The 18,115-nt window shown below is 70.0% G+C and carries 19 protein-coding genes, 2 tRNA genes and 1 pseudogene; 15 read left to right on the top strand and 7 right to left on the bottom strand.

Annotated features, from left to right (window positions below):
* Positions 1 to 42: 42 nt before the first annotated feature.
* Positions 43 to 1,728 carry a phosphoenolpyruvate--protein phosphotransferase gene (gene ptsP / locus ACPL7H_RS15475; protein ID WP_424797700.1) on the bottom strand — a complete coding sequence of 562 codons (1,686 nt, stop codon included), beginning with the start codon at positions 1,726 to 1,728 and terminating at the stop codon, positions 43 to 45.
* A 104-nt stretch (positions 1,729 to 1,832) separates the two neighbouring features.
* Here ptsP and ACPL7H_RS15470 point away from each other — a divergent pair.
* From ACPL7H_RS15470 to ACPL7H_RS15455, 4 genes and pseudogenes are all read left to right on the top strand, one after another.
* Positions 1,833 to 2,108 (top strand): annotated as a pseudogene (locus ACPL7H_RS15470) (glucose PTS transporter subunit EIIB); the annotation flags it as partial.
* Between the two features lie 34 nt (positions 2,109 to 2,142).
* Entirely contained in the window at positions 2,143 to 3,048 is a 906-nt protein-coding gene (locus tag ACPL7H_RS15465; RefSeq protein ID WP_424797699.1) for an acyltransferase domain-containing protein, read from the top strand.
* 108 nt (positions 3,049 to 3,156) lie between these two features.
* Entirely contained in the window at positions 3,157 to 5,319 is a 2,163-nt protein-coding gene (malQ, locus tag ACPL7H_RS15460; protein ID WP_424797698.1) for a 4-alpha-glucanotransferase, read from the top strand.
* A gap of 5 nt (positions 5,320 to 5,324) precedes the next feature.
* Positions 5,325 to 5,822 (top strand): PTS sugar transporter subunit IIA, encoded by a 498-nt coding sequence (locus ACPL7H_RS15455; protein WP_424797697.1) that lies wholly within the window; start codon positions 5,325 to 5,327, stop codon positions 5,820 to 5,822.
* 24 nt (positions 5,823 to 5,846) lie between these two features.
* Here the strand turns inward: ACPL7H_RS15455 and pepN are convergent, their stop codons facing one another.
* Entirely contained in the window at positions 5,847 to 8,420 is a 2,574-nt protein-coding gene (gene pepN / locus ACPL7H_RS15450) for an aminopeptidase N (protein WP_424797696.1), read from the bottom strand.
* A gap of 114 nt (positions 8,421 to 8,534) precedes the next feature.
* On the opposite strand from pepN, the gene ACPL7H_RS15445 reads away from it, so the two are divergent.
* The 4 genes from ACPL7H_RS15445 to ACPL7H_RS15430 all read left to right on the top strand — a co-directional run bounded on the left by ACPL7H_RS15445 (position 8,535) and on the right by ACPL7H_RS15430 (position 11,115).
* Complete coding sequence (locus ACPL7H_RS15445; RefSeq protein WP_424797695.1) at positions 8,535 to 9,146, top strand: DsbA family protein; 612 nt, start codon at positions 8,535 to 8,537, stop codon at positions 9,144 to 9,146.
* Between the two features lie 64 nt (positions 9,147 to 9,210).
* Positions 9,211 to 9,801 (top strand): hypothetical protein, encoded by a 591-nt coding sequence (locus ACPL7H_RS15440; protein ID WP_424797694.1) that lies wholly within the window; start codon positions 9,211 to 9,213, stop codon positions 9,799 to 9,801.
* Between the two features lie 290 nt (positions 9,802 to 10,091).
* Positions 10,092 to 10,598 carry a rhodanese-like domain-containing protein gene (locus tag ACPL7H_RS15435; RefSeq protein ID WP_424797693.1) on the top strand — a complete coding sequence of 169 codons (507 nt, stop codon included), beginning with the start codon at positions 10,092 to 10,094 and terminating at the stop codon, positions 10,596 to 10,598.
* 67 nt (positions 10,599 to 10,665) lie between these two features.
* On the top strand, positions 10,666 to 11,115 hold the full coding sequence (locus ACPL7H_RS15430) for a ribose-5-phosphate isomerase (RefSeq protein WP_424797692.1): 450 nt from the start codon (positions 10,666 to 10,668) through the stop codon (positions 11,113 to 11,115).
* Here the strand turns inward: ACPL7H_RS15430 and ACPL7H_RS15425 are convergent.
* The gene (locus ACPL7H_RS15425; protein ID WP_424797691.1) at positions 11,097 to 11,804 is read right to left on the bottom strand and encodes a hypothetical protein; all 708 of its coding nucleotides are present in this window, start codon (positions 11,802 to 11,804) and stop codon (positions 11,097 to 11,099) included. The genes ACPL7H_RS15430 and ACPL7H_RS15425 overlap by 19 nt on opposite strands.
* Before the next feature lie 20 nt (positions 11,805 to 11,824).
* Here ACPL7H_RS15425 and ACPL7H_RS15420 point away from each other — a divergent pair, with 20 nt between their 5' ends.
* The gene (locus ACPL7H_RS15420; RefSeq protein WP_424797690.1) at positions 11,825 to 12,166 is read left to right on the top strand and encodes an MGMT family protein; all 342 of its coding nucleotides are present in this window, start codon (positions 11,825 to 11,827) and stop codon (positions 12,164 to 12,166) included.
* A 1-nt stretch (position 12,167) separates the two neighbouring features.
* Here the strand turns inward: ACPL7H_RS15420 and cysE are convergent, their stop codons facing one another.
* Together cysE and cysK are read right to left on the bottom strand one after the other, a co-directional pair.
* Complete coding sequence (cysE, locus tag ACPL7H_RS15415) at positions 12,168 to 12,770, bottom strand: serine O-acetyltransferase (RefSeq protein ID WP_424797773.1); 603 nt, start codon at positions 12,768 to 12,770, stop codon at positions 12,168 to 12,170.
* A gap of 29 nt (positions 12,771 to 12,799) precedes the next feature.
* Positions 12,800 to 13,735 carry a cysteine synthase A gene (cysK, locus tag ACPL7H_RS15410; protein ID WP_424788481.1) on the bottom strand — a complete coding sequence of 312 codons (936 nt, stop codon included), beginning with the start codon at positions 13,733 to 13,735 and terminating at the stop codon, positions 12,800 to 12,802.
* Between the two features lie 249 nt (positions 13,736 to 13,984).
* On the opposite strand from cysK, the gene ACPL7H_RS15405 reads away from it, so the two are divergent.
* The 4 genes from ACPL7H_RS15405 (at position 13,985) to rpmF (ending at position 16,140) form a co-directional block, all read left to right on the top strand.
* The gene (locus tag ACPL7H_RS15405) at positions 13,985 to 14,341 is read left to right on the top strand and encodes a GntR family transcriptional regulator (RefSeq protein ID WP_424797772.1); all 357 of its coding nucleotides are present in this window, start codon (positions 13,985 to 13,987) and stop codon (positions 14,339 to 14,341) included.
* Positions 14,331 to 15,353 carry a DUF1648 domain-containing protein gene (locus ACPL7H_RS15400; protein WP_424797689.1) on the top strand — a complete coding sequence of 341 codons (1,023 nt, stop codon included), beginning with the start codon at positions 14,331 to 14,333 and terminating at the stop codon, positions 15,351 to 15,353. Before ACPL7H_RS15405 ends, ACPL7H_RS15400 begins: the two co-directional genes overlap by 11 nt.
* Before the next feature lie 270 nt (positions 15,354 to 15,623).
* Positions 15,624 to 15,878, top strand: a complete 255-nt coding sequence (locus tag ACPL7H_RS15395; protein ID WP_424788478.1) for a type B 50S ribosomal protein L31 — start codon at positions 15,624 to 15,626, stop codon at positions 15,876 to 15,878.
* A 91-nt stretch (positions 15,879 to 15,969) separates the two neighbouring features.
* Positions 15,970 to 16,140 (top strand): 50S ribosomal protein L32, encoded by a 171-nt coding sequence (gene rpmF / locus ACPL7H_RS15390; RefSeq protein WP_424788477.1) that lies wholly within the window; start codon positions 15,970 to 15,972, stop codon positions 16,138 to 16,140.
* A gap of 204 nt (positions 16,141 to 16,344) precedes the next feature.
* Here rpmF and ACPL7H_RS15385 read toward each other — a convergent pair.
* Positions 16,345 to 16,418: transfer RNA gene (locus tag ACPL7H_RS15385), tRNA-Gly, on the bottom strand.
* Positions 16,419 to 16,530: 112 nt separating this feature from the next.
* Here ACPL7H_RS15385 and ACPL7H_RS15380 point away from each other — a divergent pair.
* Positions 16,531 to 16,607, top strand: a tRNA-Pro gene (locus ACPL7H_RS15380).
* Between the two features lie 12 nt (positions 16,608 to 16,619).
* Here the strand turns inward: ACPL7H_RS15380 and ACPL7H_RS15375 are convergent.
* Positions 16,620 to 17,327, bottom strand: a complete 708-nt coding sequence (locus ACPL7H_RS15375; protein WP_424797688.1) for a winged helix-turn-helix transcriptional regulator — start codon at positions 17,325 to 17,327, stop codon at positions 16,620 to 16,622.
* A 139-nt stretch (positions 17,328 to 17,466) separates the two neighbouring features.
* On the opposite strand from ACPL7H_RS15375, the gene ACPL7H_RS15370 reads away from it, so the two are divergent.
* Entirely contained in the window at positions 17,467 to 18,114 is a 648-nt protein-coding gene (locus ACPL7H_RS15370; RefSeq protein WP_424797687.1) for a maleylpyruvate isomerase family mycothiol-dependent enzyme, read from the top strand.
* The last annotated feature ends 1 nt before the right edge of the window (position 18,115 follow it).

Here is an 18,115-nt window from a genome sequence, read left to right as displayed (position 1 = left end):
GGAAGGCTGGGATGAGGCGGACACGGCACCAGCGTAATCGGCTCACAGGCCCAGTTCGTCCAGCACCGGCAGTTGCTCGCGGATGCGCAGGCGCGCGTCCTGGGCACTCTCGGCCGCCAGTGCCAGGGCGGCCACCTGCGCGCACTGCGTCATCGACAACTCGCCCAGCACCGCCGCCACATCACCCAGGGCCCGCGGCGTCATCGACAGGCTACGCACCCCCAGCCCCACGAGCACGGCGGCCAGTGCCGGGTCCGCCGCGGCCTCCCCGCACACGGTCACCGGCCGGTCCTGCGCCTGGGCGCCGGTGCAGGTGGCGTGCACCAGCGCCAGCACCGCCGGGTCCCACGTGCTGGCCATCTTCGACAGCGATCCCAACAACCGGTCAGCGGCGAGGGTGTACTGGGTCAGATCGTTGGTGCCGATCGAGGCGAAGTGCGCCCGGGCCAGGATCCGGCCGGCCAACAGCGCGGCGCTGGGCACCTCCACCATCACCCCGGCGGTCTCCAGCCCGTGGCCGGAGGCCCGTGCCACGAACTCCTCGGCCTCGGCCACGGTCGAGATCATCGGCGCCATCACCCACACCCGGGCGTCCTCGGCCCGCGCCGCCTCGGCGATCGCGGCCAACTGGCGGTCGAGCACCTCGGGGTGGGCCGCGGCGGTGCGGTACCCGCGCACGCCCAGGGCGGGGTTGGTCTCCACCTCGGGGTTCAGGAACAACATCGACTTGTCCGCCCCGGCGTCCAAGGTGCGCACCACCACCTTCTTGCCGGCGAAGGAGGCAAGTACCTGCCGGTAGGCGCTCACCTGTTCGTCGTGGTCCGGTTCGTCCTGGCGCTCCAGGAAGCAGAACTCGGTCCGGAACAGGCCCACCCCCTCGGCCCCGGCCTCGGCGGCCTCCGCGGCGGCGGCGGGGTCGCCGATATTGGCCAGCAACTCGATGCGCTGCCCGTCCGTTGTTACGCAGTGGCCCTCGTACCGGCGCTGGGTGACCGGGCGCAACGCCTGGGCGACCGTCTGCTCATCCGGGTCGATGCACACCAGGCCGGAACCGCCATCGACCAGCACCATGTCACCGTCGGTGAGGCGGTCCAGCTGCTCGTCCAGGCCCACCACGGCCGGGATGCCCAGCGCCCGTGCCAGGATCGCGGTGTGGGAGGTGGGCCCACCCTCGGCGGTGAGCAACGCGTGCACGCTAGCGGGGTCCAGTGCGGCGGTGTCGGCCGGGGACAGATCGGTGGCCACCAGCACGAACGGCTCCCGGCGGCGCGGCACCCCCGGCATCGGATCGCCGGTGAGTTTGGCGATGATGCGGTCACGCACATCGCATACATCGGGTACCCGCTCGGCGAAGTACCCGCCCAGCGAGGCGAACTGCTCGGTGACCGCGCCGGCGGAGTCCCAGACCGCGCGCTCGGGGGTCAGCCGCTGCTGCCGAGTCAAGCGTTGGGCCTCTTTGACCAGGGTGGGATCCTGGGCGATCTGGGCGGTGGTGCGCAGCAACTCCTGCGCCGGGGCCTGCTCGCAGGAGTCGGCCCGAACGCGCAGGTCCTCGGCCACCTCGGCGGCCGCCACGGCGATCCGCTCGGCGGCCTTGTCCACATCCACCCGCACCGGCAGTGCGGAGGGCTCCTCACGGCCGGTGACCATCCGCGCAACGGGCGCGTGCACCCGCCCGGGACTGACCCCGACACCGCGCAGTTTCGCGGTGGCCGAATCGGTGTTCATCACAGCACCCTTCGCAGCGGACAGCGGCCGGTGGTCCCATTGTCCACGGCGGCACGAGTGGATGAGCACATGTAGAGTGGGATGCATCACACGGGAGACAGCGCGCGAGCGCCCCCGTCACATACCGACTGAGCCTGGGAGCGAACGTGAGCAAGGCCGATGACATCCTCGCGGCACTGGGCGGTACCGAGAACGTCGTGGATCTCGAACCGTGCATCACCCGACTGCGGGTGGAAGTCAAGGACCCCGAACTGGTGCTGGAAGAGGACCTTCGCACGAGCGGGGCCTTCGGTGTGGTGCGTTCGGGGCGGGTGGTGCAGGTGGTGGTCGGGCCCGAGGCGGACGACCTGGCCGGCAGTATCGACGAACTGCGCACCTGAAGACCCCCGGATCCGTCGACCCAAGTCTGCAACCGTGACCACTTTCACGGCCGATCAGGTGCGCGCTGCGCTGAGCGCGGGCCCTCTGGACGCGCTGCTGACCCGCCTGCGGTTGCGGGCCGAGGACCATGCCGCCGTGGTCCAGCACGTCGCGGCGTTGGGCGAGGACGATCTGCAGGCCGTGGCCGAGGCCGCGACCGCCCTCGGTGGCACGCTGGGCCAGTGGGGGTACACCGAGGATCGGGTGTTCGCTCCCTGGCCGGACCTGCAGGGGCGGCCCCGCGGGCTGATCCCGATGCTGGCCCTGTTGGTCGGGGTCCCGGTGGTGCGGCAGTACCACGCAGACCGTGGTATCGCCGCGGAGTACACCTACGCCGCACTGGCCGATCTGGGTCAGCAGATCTGGGTGTTCCGGCAGGTCTTCGGCGAGTTCGGCCTGGACAACCAGGAGTGGCTGACCGCTGCGTGGTCCGGGGCGCTGTTCTGGCTCGGGCGGTTGCAGGTGAACCTGTTGCCCTATGGCGGCGGGCACGTCATCTCCACCCACATCCCACAGACCGGACCGCTGCGTGCGGAGGAGGTGGATGACTCCTTCGCCCGGGCCCGGGACTTCTTCGCCACCCACTTTCCCGACGCCCCCGCCCGCGCTCTGCACTGTGACTCCTGGCTGCTCGACCCCCACCTTGCCGAGGTGCTTGACGCCGGCTCCAACATCGTCGACTTCGGGCGGCGGTGGCGCCTGGTGGGGGAGGCCCGTGAGTCCGATGCGGCCGTGCTGTACTTCGTGTTCGGCTACCGGCCCCGCCCGGGTCAGGAGCCCGACCGGAGCGGGCTACCCCGGCGTACCAGCCTGGAACGGGCGGTACTGGACCATCTGGACGCCGGCGGGCACTGGTATGCCCGGACCGGCCTGATCGATCTGGACGAGCGGCCGGCCTGATCGATCTGACCGCGCCCCGCCGCGTCTGGCAAGATCGCAGGTGGGCGGCCCTGGGCCGCCGATCAGTTGTCCGTAGACCGACCAGACGCCGGGAGACCCAAGAGCACCGTGGACGAAGCACAGGTGGATCCCACCGCCCCCGATGAGTCCCTGCGCGCACTGGCGCAGGCGCACGGCGTGGCGGTGCAGTTCTGGGACTTCCACGGCAACCGGCGCGACGTGACGGCTGCGACCATCCGCGAGGTGCTGACCGCCCTGGACGTGGCGGCCGAAACTCCCGAACAGGTGCAGCAGGCGCTCGAGGCCCACCGGCTGGCCCCGTGGCGCCAGGTCTTGCCGCCCAGCATCGTGACAGCGGCCGGCCAGGAGCGCGAGTTCGCGGTGCACGTGCGCCACGGCGCCGCCGTGGCCGTGCATGTGGACCTGGAGGATGACGGCGGAAACCGGGAGTTGGCACAGATCGACAAGTGGGTGGAGCCCGAGCATGTGGACGGGGTCCTCACCGGTCAGGCCACGTTCGTCCTGCCCGGTGATCTGCCGCTGGGCTGGCACCGGATCGTGGCCGAGGTCGACGACGGCACTCGCGCGGAGTGCGTGCTGGCCGTAAGTCCGGCCCGGCTCCAGTCCCCGCCGCTGCGGCCGGCGTTCGCGGACCGCGCCTGGGGGCTGATGGCCCAGCTGTACTCGGTCCGATCGGAACGCTCCTGGGGTGTGGGGGACTTCGCCGACCTTGCCGAACTGGGATCCCTGGGCGCCGAACTGGGCGCGGACTTCGTGCTGGTCAACCCCCTGCACGCAGCCGAACCATCGACGCCGCTGACACCCTCGCCCTACCTGCCCACGACCAGGCGGTTCATCAATCCCATCTACATCCGGCCCGAGGACATCCGAGAGGCCGCCTACCTGCCCAACGCCCAGCGCACCCTGCTGGAATGGGGTCTGGAGGCAGTGTCGGAGCAGAACACCGACCCCGGCCCGATCGACCGCGACGCGATGTGGCAAGCGAAGAAGCCGGCGCTGGAGACGATCTACGCCGCCGGGCGCTCGCGTTCGCGCCAGCGGGACCTGGAGGCGTTCCGCAGGGAGCAGGGACAGGGCCTGGAGGACTTCGCCCTGTGGTCCGCGGTCAAGGAGTCCTACACCGGTGCGGACTGGCCCCTGGACGATGCCATCACCCGTGCCGGGTTAGCCCGGCTGCGCCGGGAACTGGCCGAGCGGATCGATTTCCACGTCTGGTTGCAGTGGGTGGCCGACGCCCAGCTGTCCCGGGCCCAGGCGGTGGCCAAGGCACGCGGGATGAGCATCGGCATCATGCATGACCTCGCGGTGGGCGTGCACCCCGAGGGCGCCGATTCCTGGTCGCTGCGCGGAGCGCTGGCCTCCGGGATCAGCGTGGGTGCACCCCCGGACATGTACAACCAGCAGGGCCAGGACTGGTCCCAGCCCCCGCTGCGCCCGGACCGCCTGGCACAGCAAGGCTACGCCCCGGTACGGGACATGATCCGTACCGTGCTGCGCCACGCCGGTGCCCTACGGGTGGACCACATCATCGGGATGTTCCGGCTGTGGTGGATTCCGGCCGGCCAGCCCCCCGGGGCCGGCACCTACGTCACCTACGACCACGAGGCGATGGTGGGGGTGCTGGCGCTGGAGGCCCACCGGGCCGGTGCGTTGGTGATCGGGGAGGACCTGGGCACGGTGGAGCCCTGGGTGCGGACCTACCTGACCGAACGGGGGATCCTGGGGACCTCGGTGCTGTGGTTCGAGCGGGAAGCCGACGGCGCCCCGCTGGCCCCGGAGCGGTACCGCCGACTCGTGCTGGGCACGGTGACCACCCACGATCTGCCACCCACCGCCGGCTATCTGGCCGAGGAGCACGTGGATCTGCGGGAGTCCCTTGACCTGCTCACCGAACCGGTCGAGCAGGTGCGTCTGGCCGCCCGGGCCGAGCGGGCACAGATGGACCAGGCTCTCGTCGAACGCGGGCTGCTGCCCGATTACCCCACCGAACGCGAACGCGTGGAAGCCCTGCACCGCTACGTCGCCTCGAGTCCGGCGATGCTGGTCGGGGTGTCCCTGGCCGACGCGGTGGGGGAGCGGCGAGCACAGAACCAGCCGGGCACCGACACCGAGTACCCGAACTGGAAGATCCCCCTGGCCGATGGGGCGGGGCGGTGCGTGCTGGTGGAGGACCTGCCCGGCAACGCCCGATTCGCCTCGCTGGTCTCAGCCCTGGACGAGCAGTTGCGCGAGCCGACCGGGCCGGCGTGATGGGCGTGGGCGCCGGGAACAACCGGGAGGTCGTGGTGGCCCCGATCAGCGGGGTGGTGCGCGACCTCGCACAGGTACCCGACCCGGTGTTCGCCCAGGAGATGGTCGGACCCGGGTTGGCAATCGAGCCCGACGGGCAGCACACCATGCAGGTGCTGGCGCCGGTGACCGGAGTACTGCTGAAGGCGCACCCGCACGCCGTGGCCGTGGCAGTGCCGGCCGCCGGTGAAGGAGCAGGGGTCCTGGTGCACCTGGGCCTGGACACCGTGGGCCTGAACGGCGCCGGGTTCACCCTGCACACCGGCGCCGGGGCGCAGGTGCACCGTGGCGCCCACCTGATCGACTGGGATCCGGCGCCGGCGCTGGCCGCCGGGCTCGACCTGATCAGCCCCGTGATCGTGCTGGGCGCCACGAGTGGGCAGCTGACGGTCCTGGCCCGCCCGGGCGCCTCGGTGCGCGCCGGGCAGGCCCTGTTGTCCTGGACCGCCCCGGCGCAGGCCTGAACCGGCGTCCACGGGGCGAGCAGTTCAGCGGGCGGCGCGGTCCACTCGTTGGGCGTGCAGGGCCCTGCGGACACCGTCCGCCGACTCGGTGACCAGGCGGCGCAGCGCCGGGGCGCGATCGCCCAGGGCGTCGAGGAACTCCTGCGCCATCCCCGGCACATCCACCCCGGTGGAGGTATCGATGTCGGCCAGGACGTTCGGGAACAGGCCCACCACGATGTTCTGCGCCATCTCGTGGGTGTGGGTGTTCCACACCTCCTCGATCACGTCGAAGTAGCGGTGCGCGAACGGGGCCAGCAGGCTGCGGTCCCGCACCCGGCTGAACCCGGCGATCACCGCCCGCTGCAACGCGTTCGGCAACCCGTCGACACGCACTGCATCGGCCCAGACCCGCTCCTTCGCTTCGGGGGTGGGGACGCCGGCTCGGGCCCCGGCCGCGGCGCGCTGACCGGTGGCGGTGGGGTCGAGTTCCAACTCCGCATCGATCCGGGCCTCATCGGCCCCGCCCGCGGCCACGAGTGCGGTGAGCAACTCCCAGCGCAGGTCGGTGTCCACCGCGAGCCCCGGCAGTGACTCCGACCCATCGAGCAGACCGCTGAGGGTCTGGACGTGTGCCGGCGCGACCGCGTGGGTGGCGAAGGCCCTGACGAACTGGAGTTGGGCGTCCGAGCCCGGGTCGGCGGCACCGCCCAACTCCCACAGCCGGTCCGCCACGGCGACCTCGGTCTCCTCGCGGTGGGCCGGGTCCACGTAGGCCGAGACCGCGGTGGCCAGTTGGCGCAACAGCACCAGCACCACCGAGGAGTCGGTCTCGGCGGCGATGTTCGTGGTGACCAGGTCGATGAACTTCGCAGCCGGCCACTCCCCGTCGCGGGTCATGTCCCAGGCCGCGTTCCACACCAGGGTGCGGGGAAGTGAGAGGCGGAAGTCCTTCAGGTGCTCCACCGCGTTGGCCAGCGACCGCTCATCCAGGCGCACCTTGGCGTAGGCCAGGTCGTCATCGTTGATCAGGATGAGGGTGGGTGAGTCCAGCCCGACCAGGTCCGGCACCGGGGTGGCCGCACCGTCGATGTCCAGTTCCACCCGGTGCACCCGCTCCAGCGTGCCGGCGTCGGTCAGGGTGTAGCAGCCCACCGCGATGCGGTGCGGGCGCAGCACCGGGTGCTCCTCCGGTGCCTCCTGGGTGATCGCGAAGGACGTGATCCGGCCCTGGGAGTCGGTCTCGACCTGTGGACGAAGCAGGGTCACGCCCGCTTCTTCCAGCCACACCTTCGACCACGCGGTCAGGTCCCGCCCGGAGGTGGCCTCCAACTCGGCCAGCAGATCGCGCAACTCGGTGCTGCCCCAGGCGTGCTTGCGGAAGTAGGCGCGCACACCGGCGACGAAGGCGTCCCGGCCCACCCAGGCCACGAGCTGCTTCAGTACCGAGGCCCCCTTGGCGTAGGTGATCCCGTCGAAGTTGACCAGCACGTCCTGCAGGTCGTTGATCTCGGCCACGATCGGGTGGGTGGAGGGCAACTGGTCCTGTCGGTAGGCCCAGGACTTCTCCAGTGACGCGAACGTGGTCCAGGCCTGGGTCCACTGGGTGGCCTCGGCGGTGGCCAGCGTGGAGGCATACTCGGCGAAGGACTCGTTCAGCCACAGATCGTTCCACCATCTCATGGTGACCAGGTCCCCGAACCACATGTGCGCCATCTCGTGCAGCACCGTCACCGCGCGCCGCTCCACCATCGCCTCGGGGACCGCAGAGCGGAACACGTAATTCTCCAGGAACGTCACCGCGCCGGCGTTCTCCATCGCCCCGGCGTTGAACTCCGGTACGAACAACTGGTCGTACTTGGCGTAGGGGTAGGGGTAGTCGAAGGCCTCCTCGAAGAAGGCGAAGCCCGCCCTGGTGAGTTCCATCAGGTCATCGGCGTCGAGATACTGCGCCAGCGAGGTGCGGCAGAACAGACTCAGATCGATCGTGCGCCCGTCGGAACTGGTGAACTCGTCGGTGACCCGGTGATAGGGGCCGGCGATGATCGCCGTCACGTAGCACGGCAGCACCTCGGTGGGCTCGAACGCCCAGGTGGCCGTACCGTCGTCGTCCGTGGTCGGAGTGGGAGTGGGGGAGTTGGACACCACCTGCCAGTGCTTCGGGGCCCGGACGGTGAAGGTGAAGGTGGCCTTGAGGTCGGGCTGTTCGAATACGGCGAAGACCCGGCGGGTGTCGGCCACCTCGAACTGGGAGTACAAGTAGGTCTCGGAGTCCACCGGGTCGACGAACCGGTGCAGGCCCTCACCGGTGTTCATGTAGGCGCAGTCGGCGTGCACCACCAGTTCGTTCTGCTCGGCCAGGTCCGCCAGGGCGATCCGGGAGCCGGCGAAGACCTGGGCAGGGTCGAGTTCGCGCCCGTTCAGCACCACCTTGTGCACCGCCGGGGCGATCAGGTCGATGAACGTGTCCGACCCCGGCTTCGCGGTGAAGGTGACGGTGGTGTGGGAGGCGAACGTGGCACCCGTTCCGGTCAGGTCCAACTCGACCTGATAACTGGACACCTGCACCCGTTCGGCGCGTGTGATGGCTTCGGCTCGGGTGAGGTTCTCTCCAGGCACGGGGGGCGTCTCCTCGACGTCGCATAGGATGGGCGGCGGTCTGCCACCAGCGATCCTGTCACGAACAGCGGGGCAGACCGAGTTGATTCCCGTTCTGCGAAGGAGTGCGTGTTCATGACCGACGACGTTGCCGACTTCTGGTTCGACCCCGCTTGCCCGTGGGCTTGGATGACGTCCCGCTGGATGGACGAGGTGGCCAAGGTCCGTAACATCACGGTGAACTGGCACGTGATGTCCCTGACGGTGCTGAACGAGGACAAGGACGACATCTCCGAGTCCTACCGCGCCTCCCTTGCCACCGCGATGGCCCCGGTCCGCCTGATCAACGGCATCCGGGAAGTCCATGGACAGGAGTACGTCAAGCCGCTCTACGACGCGATCGGCACCCGGTACCACCCGCAGGGCCGCCGGGACGACCAGCGTCAGGTGCTGATCGAGTCGGTGGCGGAGGTGGGTCTGCCGGCGGAAGCGATCGACCTGGCCGACTCGGGGGCCCACGACGAGTCCCTGCGGGCGTCGCACGACCGGGGCATCGGACTGGTGGGTCAGGACGTGGGGACCCCGGTCGTGGCGTTCAACGGCATTGCCTTCTTCGGCCCGGTGGTCACGCCGGCACCCAAGGGTGAGGAAGCCGGTAAGCTCTGGGACGCGGTAGTGCAGGCCGCCGGCTTCGAGGGCTTCTTCGAACTCAAGCGCACTCGTACCCGGGGCCCGATCTTCGACTGAGGTACCGGCGGCGGGTGGCCGGAAGTGCCCGGCCGACCGCCAACCGGTGAAGGAGGTGCTGACTATGGCGGCGCGTGGTCTGAGCCGCGGCGTGATGGCGTTGATCGTGGTGGACTCGATCCTGGTGGTCGTGCTGATCGCACTGCTGATCAGCCACCCCAGACCGGAGGGTGAGCCGACCCCAGCCGCCACCGAGCCGGCTGCTACCGCCGACGAGGAACCCGGGCGGGAGGAGCCAGAGGCCGAGGAACCCGAGGAAGACGAGGAAGACGAGGAAGACGAGCCCGCCCTGCAACCCCCGGAAGACGCAGTCAGCGAGGCCGCATTCGTCACCCCGTCGGGCAACATCTGGTGCGAACTCGGCGCCGACTCCGCCACTTGCACGATCGGCTCGCACTCCTACAGCGTTCCGGATCAGCCCTGTGACGGCCCGTACGGCCGGGTGCTGCAGGTGTCCGAGGACGAGGCGACGCTGCCGTGCCTGAGCGAGGAGCCGGCCACCTCCGCCCCGGACGGCCTGGCCGAACTCGACTACGGCGAGTCCACCGTCGTGAACGACTTCTGGTGCACCAGCGAGGAGAGCGGGGTGACCTGCTACTCGGTGATGAGCGGTCGCGGCTTCTCCGTGGCTCGGGCCAACTACACCACCTTCTGACGGGTCCGCTCCGGGGAGTGCCCGGCGGCGACTCCGGGTCGGTGCGGGCAGCGGCCTCGCCCAGCCCGACCCGGACCGCGGCGCCATCTCAGTATCCGAGAGGGCCGGGCCGGCGGTTCCGATTCCACCACGAGAGTGATCCACTGCTGGCATGCCTTCGATCGACTGCGCCACGGACCGGGCCGCCGTGCCCGGAGCGTCGTCATGGGCTGCACCGAGGTGTACCGGCGGGATGCGAATGCCCATCCCGCCCCGCGCCCCGCACCCCTGATCGAAGAAGGACACCGCACATGGCCGTCGTCACCGGCACCCCCTGGGATCTGGCCCTGGACCAGAGCGCCTACCCGGCCCGGGCCCGCACCCCCTCCTCCTCCGGATCGCGCGCACCCACGGCGCTCCGCACGCGCGCACCCCGTCTGTTCGCGGCTCGGACCGGCCCCGCCCGCGGAGCTCAGGCGGCCCCGGAGGCGATCACGCCCAGAGCCGCCTACCAGGACGCGTTGCACGGCAGGGCCGTTCTGGTGGACATCCGGCCGGCGTGGCACCGGGCCCGTGATGGCCAGTTGACCGGCAGCGCACCGGGCGGCGTCACACCCGAGGTGGTGCAGATCGAGGCGCACCTGCTCATCACCTGGTTGGTGCGCCACCGCGAGGGTGGCGGCGCGATCCTGGTCAGCACGGACGGCGTGGAGGCCGCCGCGCTCGCCCAGGCGCTGGGCGAGGTGGACCTGGCTCGTCCGGCGTTCCTGGCCGGGGGCTTCGAGGAGTGGCGCGCAGCCGGCCTGGCCACCGGTTGAGCAGCCGGCGGGTGAGTCGCGGGCGTGCTGGACGCGGGTGCGCCCAGCACGCGGCACAATGGAAGCCATGCGCATCCACATCGCGGCGGATCACGCCGGCTACGAACTGAAGACCGTCCTCCTGCAGCACCTGCGCACCGCCGGCCACGACGTCGTCGACCACGGTGCCCATTCCTATGACGCCGAGGACGACTACCCGGCGTACTGCTTCGCTGCCGCCGAGGCCACGGTCGCGGAGCCGGGCTCGCTGGGATTGGTGATCGGCGGCAGCGGCAATGGCGAACAGATCGCGGCGAACAAGGTCGACGGCGCGCGGGCGGCCCTGGTCTGGGGCGTGGAAACGGCCACCCTCGCCCGCGCCCACAACGACGCCAACGTCGCCGGCATCGGTGCCCGCCAGCACACCGAGGCCGAGGCGATCGAGATCGTTGAGGCGTTCCTGGCCGAGCCGTTCAGCGGCGCCGAGCGCCACCAGCGCCGCATCGACCTGGTCGGCGACTACGAGTCGTCGCGCTGACGCAGTTCCACCCGGCGATGGTGGGGTTGGCGAACTGCGGTGCGCCGCAATAGCGCCACGATCGCCACGTGCAGGGGCACCAGCACGAGCACCAGCAGTGGGAGCACCCCGGTCGCCCATACGTAGCCGCCCACCAGCACCGCCAATGCTGCGGTCGCGGCCAGGTCGGCCAGGTCCCGGTCCTGGTGACGGGTGATCGTCGCGGAATCGCGCGCCACCTCACCCTCCCGGGTGTCCTGGGCCAGCAGCGCCCGCAGCCGCCACAGGCGTACGGCCTCGGCGGCGAAGGCACCGGTCAGGTAGCCCACCGCGATCGCGGCGGCAAACGTCCAAACCATCGGATCCATCCGCGCGGCGATCGCGGCCAACGCGGGCGTCAGCGCCGCCGCGAGGAGTGCCCCGAGCATCAGCGCCCGGGTCCGCCCCAGCCGGCTTGCCAGAAGCGCCGAGGTGAGCACCCCTGCCGCGGTACTCAGCGCCCACAGGGCGATGCCGGCAGCGAGACCGGCCGCCGCCGCGGGGGTCGGCAGGGCCAACAGGATCGTCAGTATCGCCGCGACCACCATCACCGCGCGTGCGGCGACGGCGTACAGCAGCGCACGACGCCGGGACCGAGCGTGCTCGGCACTGTCCAGATGGACGTGATCATCGGTGTCGCCGCAGTGGACGCAGGCGGTGCTGTGACTCATCCCCTCTAGGGTAGGCCGGGATGGACGCCGCGGAAGACCCGCCCAGCGCGGGGGAGGAGTACGCCGACCTGGTGTTGGACCTGGTGGCCCAGATCCCCCCGGGCCGGGCCAGCAGTTACGGCGCGATCGCCGACGCCGCCCGGGTCCTGACCGGACGCGGCTCGGCGCGAACTGTGGGCCGGATCATGTCCATCCATGGCCACCAGGTGCCCTGGTGGCGGGTGGTTCCGGCCACTGGGTTGGTACCGGAGCACTTGCGCGAGCGGGCCGCGGTGCACTACCGCAACGAAGGGACCGCGCTTCGCAGCGCGGATCCCCTCCGGGTGGATCTACGGGGGGCGGGCTGGCAGCCCGGGCTCTGACTCAGATGTACAGGGCCGGGTCCTCCAGGTCCCCGAACGCCGACGTCGTCGGCCGGTTGCGCACCTGCCCGGGGACCCCCACCACCACCGAGTTCGCCGGTACGTCCCGCACCACGACCGCGTTGGCGCCGACCTGGACGTCATCACCGAGGGTGATCGGGCCGAGGACCTTCGCTCCGGCACCGATCATCACCCGGTCGCCGACGGTGGGGTGACGCTTGCCCTTGGACATCGAGCGCCCACCCAGGGTGGAGGTGTGAAACATGAGGACGTCATCACCGACCACCGCGGTCTCCCCGACCACGACACCCATCCCGTGGTCGATGAAGAAGCGCCGTCCGATCGCCGCACCGGGGTGGATCTCCACCCCGGTGAATATCCGGGCGAAGTGGGAGATGAGCCGCGCGGGCAACTTGGCCGGGCCACCCAGGTTCCACAGATGGTGGGCCAGCCTGTAGATCCACAGGGCGTGCACGCCCGGGTAGGTCAGCGCAACTTCGACAGAAGTCCGGGCGGCCGGGTCGCGCTGCTTGGCCGTCTCGAGGTCCTCGCGCACCCGCGCGCGCACCCCGGACCAGGTGGTGCCGGAGGCTGCGGGGTGCATCGCTGCGGTGTGGGTGATGTAGGGGTAACTCATTCGGCGAGGTCGGCGTACAGGATGGTGGACAGGTACCGCTCACCGAAGGAGGGGATCACCACCACGATGGTCTTGCCCTCGTTCTCCGGACGCGCGGCCACCTGCAGCGCGGCGTCGATCGCGGCACCGGAGGAGATGCCGACCAGCAAACCTTCCTCGGTCGCCGCGCGCCGGGCCTGCTTGACCGCGGTCTGGGCGTCGACGTCGATCACCTCGTCGTAGACGGAGGTGTCCAGGATCTCCGGGACGAAGTTGGCGCCCAGGCCCTGGATCTTGTGCGGCCCGGGGTCTCCGCCGTTGAGGATCGGGGACTCGGCCGGCTCCACCGCGATGATCTGCACCTGCGGCTTGCGCTCCTTGAGTACCTGGCCGACTCCGGTGATCGTGCCACCGGTGCCGATCCCGGAGACGAAAATGTCGATCTCGCCGTCGGTGTCGTTCCAGACCTCCTCGGCGGTGGTCTTGCGGTGGATGGCGGGATTGGCTTCGTTGGCGAACTGGCGGGCCAGAACGGCGCCCTCACGCTCGGCCGCCACCTGCTCCGCCTTGGCCACAGCCCCCTTCATGCCCTCCGAGCCGGGGGTGAGGATGAGCTCGGCGCCGTAGGCCTTGAGCAGCATCTTGCGCTCGTTGGACATGGTCTCGGGCATGGTCAGCACGACGTTGTAGCCACGGGCAGCACCGACGAAGGCCAGCGCGATACCGGTGTTCCCACTGGTGGCCTCCACGATGGTGCCACCCGGGGGGAGTTCACCGGAGGCTTCGGCCGCGTCGACGATCGACACCCCGATCCGGTCCTTCACGCTGGAGGCGGGGTTATAGAACTCGAGCTTGGCCAGCACGGTGGCCCCAAGTCCCTCGGTGAGTTTGTTCAACCGCACCAGCGGCGTGTTACCGACCAGGTCGGTGGCGTTGTCGTAGATGCGAGCCATAGGTTTCCTCCTGTTCGGCGGGCACCGTTCTGCGCCCGGACGAGATTCCGCTGCCAGCCTGCCATGCTCGGCGCCCGATGTCGTCGCCAGCCCGGATCGTCTCGAATCACGAACGCGAGCCGCAGTTCCTGCGAACGCGAGCCGCAACTCATCCCGGGCGACGGCTGCCACCCGCTACAGCCAGGGAGGGCACGGGTTTATTCCTTGACCACCTTGCTTCAACTGTTACAGTTCTTATATAACAGTCAGATGTTGATCCGGGTCGACCAGTCGAGCGAGACGCCCCTGTTCGAGCAGGTGGCGGCCTCGGTACGGGCCGGCGCGGCCGCAGGCCGGATCCGGCCCGGCGAACGGCTGCCCTCGGCCAGGGAGGTGGCCGCCGCACTGGATGTCAACCTGCACACCGTGCTGAAGGCCTACCAGGACCTGCGCGATGAGGGTCTGGTGACGATGCGCCGTGGCAGGGGCGCAGTGCTGACAGAAGCCGCGGGCCAACTGGCCCAGATCCATCGCGACGTTCTCGACCTCGTCGAACGGGCCCGGGCCCTGGGTTTGTCCACCGAAACACTTGCCTCGATCGTGAAGGAGCTCTCCGATGACCGCTGAACCCACCAGCAACGGCACGGTCAGCAGGTTCGGCCTCGTCACCATCCTGATCCCGGCGATGCTGACGGCCGCGGCCGTGATCGTCCAGGTGGCCATTGCCCCCGCACTACCGAACCCGGTGGCCATCCATTGGGACGCCGCCGGCGCGCCCGATGGGTTCGCTCCGCTATGGACCGTGATTGCGGTGACCGTGCTGACCGGCTTCGGTGTGCCCGCGCTCATGGGCCTGAGCGCCCTGCCGGGGCTCAAACTGGGTGATCAGGGCGTGACCTACCGGTTCCTGGGCGCCACCGCAGCCGGACTGTCGGCGATGCTCACGGTGCTGAGCACCTGGTCGCTGATGGTCCAGCGGGGCCTGGACGATGCGACACAGGTCGCCACGATCACCCCGGCGGTGCTGATCAGTTCGCTGGTGGGACTGGCCGCCGGGGCCGGTGGCTGGTTCGCCCAACCGCACATGCCTGCGGTCACCAAGCCGGAACGCTCCTCCGAACCCCTCGATCTTGCTGAGGGAGAGGACGTGGCCTGGCTACGCGTCACGACCTTGGGCGGATCGGGCATGGGCATCCTCGCGGTCAGCCTGGTCGCGCTGCTGCTGGGCACCATCGCGGCCTGGTTGATCCCCACCGACCCGACGATGCCGTGGATCCTCACCGGCACGCTGGCGATCCTGATGGTGGCCGCCGCCGTAACCGGGGCATTCCGGGTCCGCGCGGGCCGGGATGGGCTCACCGTGACCTCGCTGGTGGGATTGCCCCGGTTGCGGGTGCCGCTGGCGGACATCGACTCCGTCGGTGTGGTGGATGTCAATCCGGCCGGGGAGTTCGGGGGAGTGGGTCTGCGGTTCGTGCCGGGACGGTTCGGAGTGGTGCTGCGCACCGGAGAGGCCATCCAGGTCACCCGCCGCAACGGGCGCCAGTTCGTGGTGACGGTCGACGACGCCGCTACCGCCGTGGCGGTGTTGGCGGCCTATCGGGTGCGCAGCCGCGCGGACACCCGGGAGAATGGGTGAGGAGCCGACCGGACGTCGCGTGCACGGGCCGGCAGGATGCGGGGGCGGCGGTCCGGGTGTGCGCGGTGCCACATCGGCGACGCATCGCTGTCGGGGTCGGGATGTGGGTATGATGTCCCGGGCGCAGCGTGACTGGCAATCCTTGCTGCGGCGTGCAATCCGGTCCGAACGGACCAGCGCACGCGCCTGACTCGTTGTCTGGGCCTTGTCCGGAGCCACCAGCCCGCTGGCAACCAGAGCCCGCGCCGTCGAACTACGTAGGAAGCAGACATGAAGAAGGACATTCACCCGGAGTACCACCAGGTGGTGTTCCGCGACATCTCCGCCGACTTCTCGATCCTGACGAAGTCCACCATCACCTCGGAGAACACCGTGGAGTGGGAGGACGGCAACACCTACCCGGTGGTCGACGTCGACATCTCCGCCGCTTCGCACCCGTTCTACACGGGCAAGCAGAAGATCATGGACACCGCGGGCCGGGTGGAGAAGTTCCGCCGCCGCTACGCCAAGCCCGAGGGCAAGTAGGCGTCCCCGCTCGGTGACCCACGCCGTCGGCCCTTCGTGGCCGGGGCGACCATCACACAGACAACTCTCGACGGAAGGGGAGGTAGGGCTCATGGCAGTTCCCAAGCGCAAGCTCTCGCGCAGCAACACCCGCTCGCGCCGCTCGCAGTGGAAGACCAAGGCCGCGGACCTCGTACCCGTCCGCGCCGGCGGGCGTGAGGTCAAGGTGCCGCGGCGCCTGGCCCGCGCCGTCGAGCGTGGCCTGGTCGATACCGACGACTGAGTCGGCCACCGCACGGATTCCAGGGCCGTCACCCCAGCGGGTGGCGGCCCTGAGTCGTCCCTACCTCCCGGGGCTTGCACGTGGGGCTGCGCCATCCTTGCGGCAGCAGCAGCGTGCCCGCAGACGGCGCGCCCCACGCGCACCGCGTCGGAGACCGTCGGGGCCCGGCCCACGTCGATGTGGGCACGGCCTGCTCCGACCTCATGGAGCGGGTGACGAGAATCGAACTCGCACCATCTGCTTGGAAGGCAGAGGCTCTACCATTGAGCTACACCCGCGTGCGGCAGCAATTCTACATCCTTCGCGCGGCCGATCGAGCAGCCCCCTTCGGTGGTGCCGGGTAGGGGGTTGGCAGGGATAGAATCCCTGATTGGCGCCGTGTGGTTGCCTCGGGATGTGGCGCAGGTTGGTAGCGCGTCCGCTTTGGGAGCGGAAGGTCGCAGGTTCAAATCCTGTCATCCCGACCAGCAGGACAGGTCTCAGCCCTTCGCATCGAGAGGTGAGGCCGAAGCGCCGCTGAGCGATGTCGCGACGATGAGGTCGCGCACCGCGCCCTCGTCGCCGGACACGCGCACATCCGGCAGTTCCTCGAGTGGGACATCCCCGATCACGCACGCCCTCCAGTCCCGGGTGGTGGCTGAGGCCTGCGCATCGGTCCGTTGCGGTTCCGGCGACCGCTCGATGGTCGTGGCTCGCGCGGTCATCCGCGCCGTATAGGTGACCGGTTGGGCGTCCGGCCGCCTGGAGTCGGTGAGCACCAACGCGACACATCGCTCACCTCGGCCCCTGGAGGCCGGCCGTGCGTGGGCGCGCATCGCGAGGGTCACGGTGTCGGGGCTCATATCCGCCTCGCGGGGCAGTGCGGGCGATGTCACGGCCCACCGGGACAGAGCCGTGTTGACGGCTTCCAGTCGGTAGCCCCATTCGGTCAGTTCGTAGACGTCGATGCGCCCTGGTCCGGGCCAGCGGCGTCGTTGCGCGATGCCGCTGGCCTCCAGGTGATGCAGGCGCTGGGTCAGGACGGTGGGCCCGATACCGATGACGTCTCGCTGGATGTCGGAGAAGCGCTTGGGCCCCAGTAGGAGTTCCCGAACGACGATCATCGTCCACCGTTCGCCGATGAGGTCGAGTGCGTGGGCGGCGGCGCAGCCGTCGTTGTACGAGCCGTATGACCTTCGGGATGCCATTGACACATGTTACTACTGATCCTGTAGCGTGCACTATGCTATCCGTAGTGACACCGGTAGGTGGCACCCACACCCGAGGAGGAGCCAGCATGGGGGCATTGGCGGCGGCTCCGGCGTCGCGAGGAGGGAAACTAACACCATGGGGAGAAGCGACGGCGGCCTGTGGGCGCTGATGCGGGCCGAGCGGGCCGCGCTGGCGGAGGACCTGTCGACCCTCAGTGCGGACCAGTGGCGACACGACACCTTGTGCGGGCAGTGGGACGTCGAGCAGGTCGTCGCGCACCTCACGGCGGCCGCCAGCCTGAACCAGTGGCAGTGGCTACGGAGCATGTGTGGCGCACGTTTTCGTCCCGACGTCCACAACGAGCGGCGGCTCACCGAGTACCGCGGCGACACTCCCGCCGCAACGCTCGACCGGTTCCGTGCTGTGATCGGTAGCACCACGGCACCGTCCGGCCACACCGCGGCCTATCTCGGTGAGGTCGTCGTGCACTGCCAGGACGTCCGCTGGCCGTTGGGGCTGCCCAGGAGGCCCAGCATCGAGGCGCTGACGCCCGTGGCCGACTTCTTCGCCCGACGGGACTTCGCCGTCGCCAGCCACACGCGGGCGGCCGGTCTGCACCTGCGGGCGGACGATGGGCCGTTCGCCACTGGCTCCGGACCGCTGGTCACCGGTTCTACCCTCGCCTTGGTGATGAGCATGGCCGGCCGCGCACCGTACCTCGACCAGCTCCACGGGCCAGGAGTGCCGATCCTGCAGGCACGCCTGGACGGCAGCACAGCCTGAA

Origin of the sequence: Pseudactinotalea sp. Z1732 (genome assembly GCF_049724975.1) — a bacterium.
Classification (GTDB): domain Bacteria; phylum Actinomycetota; class Actinomycetes; order Actinomycetales; family Beutenbergiaceae; genus CALKWS01.
This window is presented reverse-complemented; position numbering and strand designations above follow the sequence as displayed.

Coding starts and splice junctions, on each gene's coding strand:
- ACPL7H_RS15370 (WP_424797687.1), top strand. CDS start 17,467: ATGGGGAGAAGCGACGGCGGCCTGTGGGCGCTGATGCGGGCCGAGCGG.
- ACPL7H_RS15435 (WP_424797693.1), top strand. CDS start 10,092: ATGGCCGTCGTCACCGGCACCCCCTGGGATCTGGCCCTGGACCAGAGC.
- rpmF (WP_424788477.1), top strand. CDS start 15,970: ATGGCAGTTCCCAAGCGCAAGCTCTCGCGCAGCAACACCCGCTCGCGC.
- cysK (WP_424788481.1), bottom strand. CDS start 13,735: ATGGCTCGCATCTACGACAACGCCACCGACCTGGTCGGTAACACGCCG.
- ACPL7H_RS15375 (WP_424797688.1), bottom strand. CDS start 17,327: ATGGCATCCCGAAGGTCATACGGCTCGTACAACGACGGCTGCGCCGCC.
- ACPL7H_RS15405 (WP_424797772.1), top strand. CDS start 13,985: ATGTTGATCCGGGTCGACCAGTCGAGCGAGACGCCCCTGTTCGAGCAG.
- ptsP (WP_424797700.1), bottom strand. CDS start 1,728: ATGAACACCGATTCGGCCACCGCGAAACTGCGCGGTGTCGGGGTCAGT.
- ACPL7H_RS15395 (WP_424788478.1), top strand. CDS start 15,624: ATGAAGAAGGACATTCACCCGGAGTACCACCAGGTGGTGTTCCGCGAC.
- ACPL7H_RS15440 (WP_424797694.1), top strand. CDS start 9,211: ATGGCGGCGCGTGGTCTGAGCCGCGGCGTGATGGCGTTGATCGTGGTG.
- ACPL7H_RS15430 (WP_424797692.1), top strand. CDS start 10,666: ATGCGCATCCACATCGCGGCGGATCACGCCGGCTACGAACTGAAGACC.
- ACPL7H_RS15420 (WP_424797690.1), top strand. CDS start 11,825: ATGGACGCCGCGGAAGACCCGCCCAGCGCGGGGGAGGAGTACGCCGAC.
- ACPL7H_RS15445 (WP_424797695.1), top strand. CDS start 8,535: ATGACCGACGACGTTGCCGACTTCTGGTTCGACCCCGCTTGCCCGTGG.
- ACPL7H_RS15400 (WP_424797689.1), top strand. CDS start 14,331: ATGACCGCTGAACCCACCAGCAACGGCACGGTCAGCAGGTTCGGCCTC.
- cysE (WP_424797773.1), bottom strand. CDS start 12,770: ATGCACCCCGCAGCCTCCGGCACCACCTGGTCCGGGGTGCGCGCGCGG.
- ACPL7H_RS15425 (WP_424797691.1), bottom strand. CDS start 11,804: ATGAGTCACAGCACCGCCTGCGTCCACTGCGGCGACACCGATGATCAC.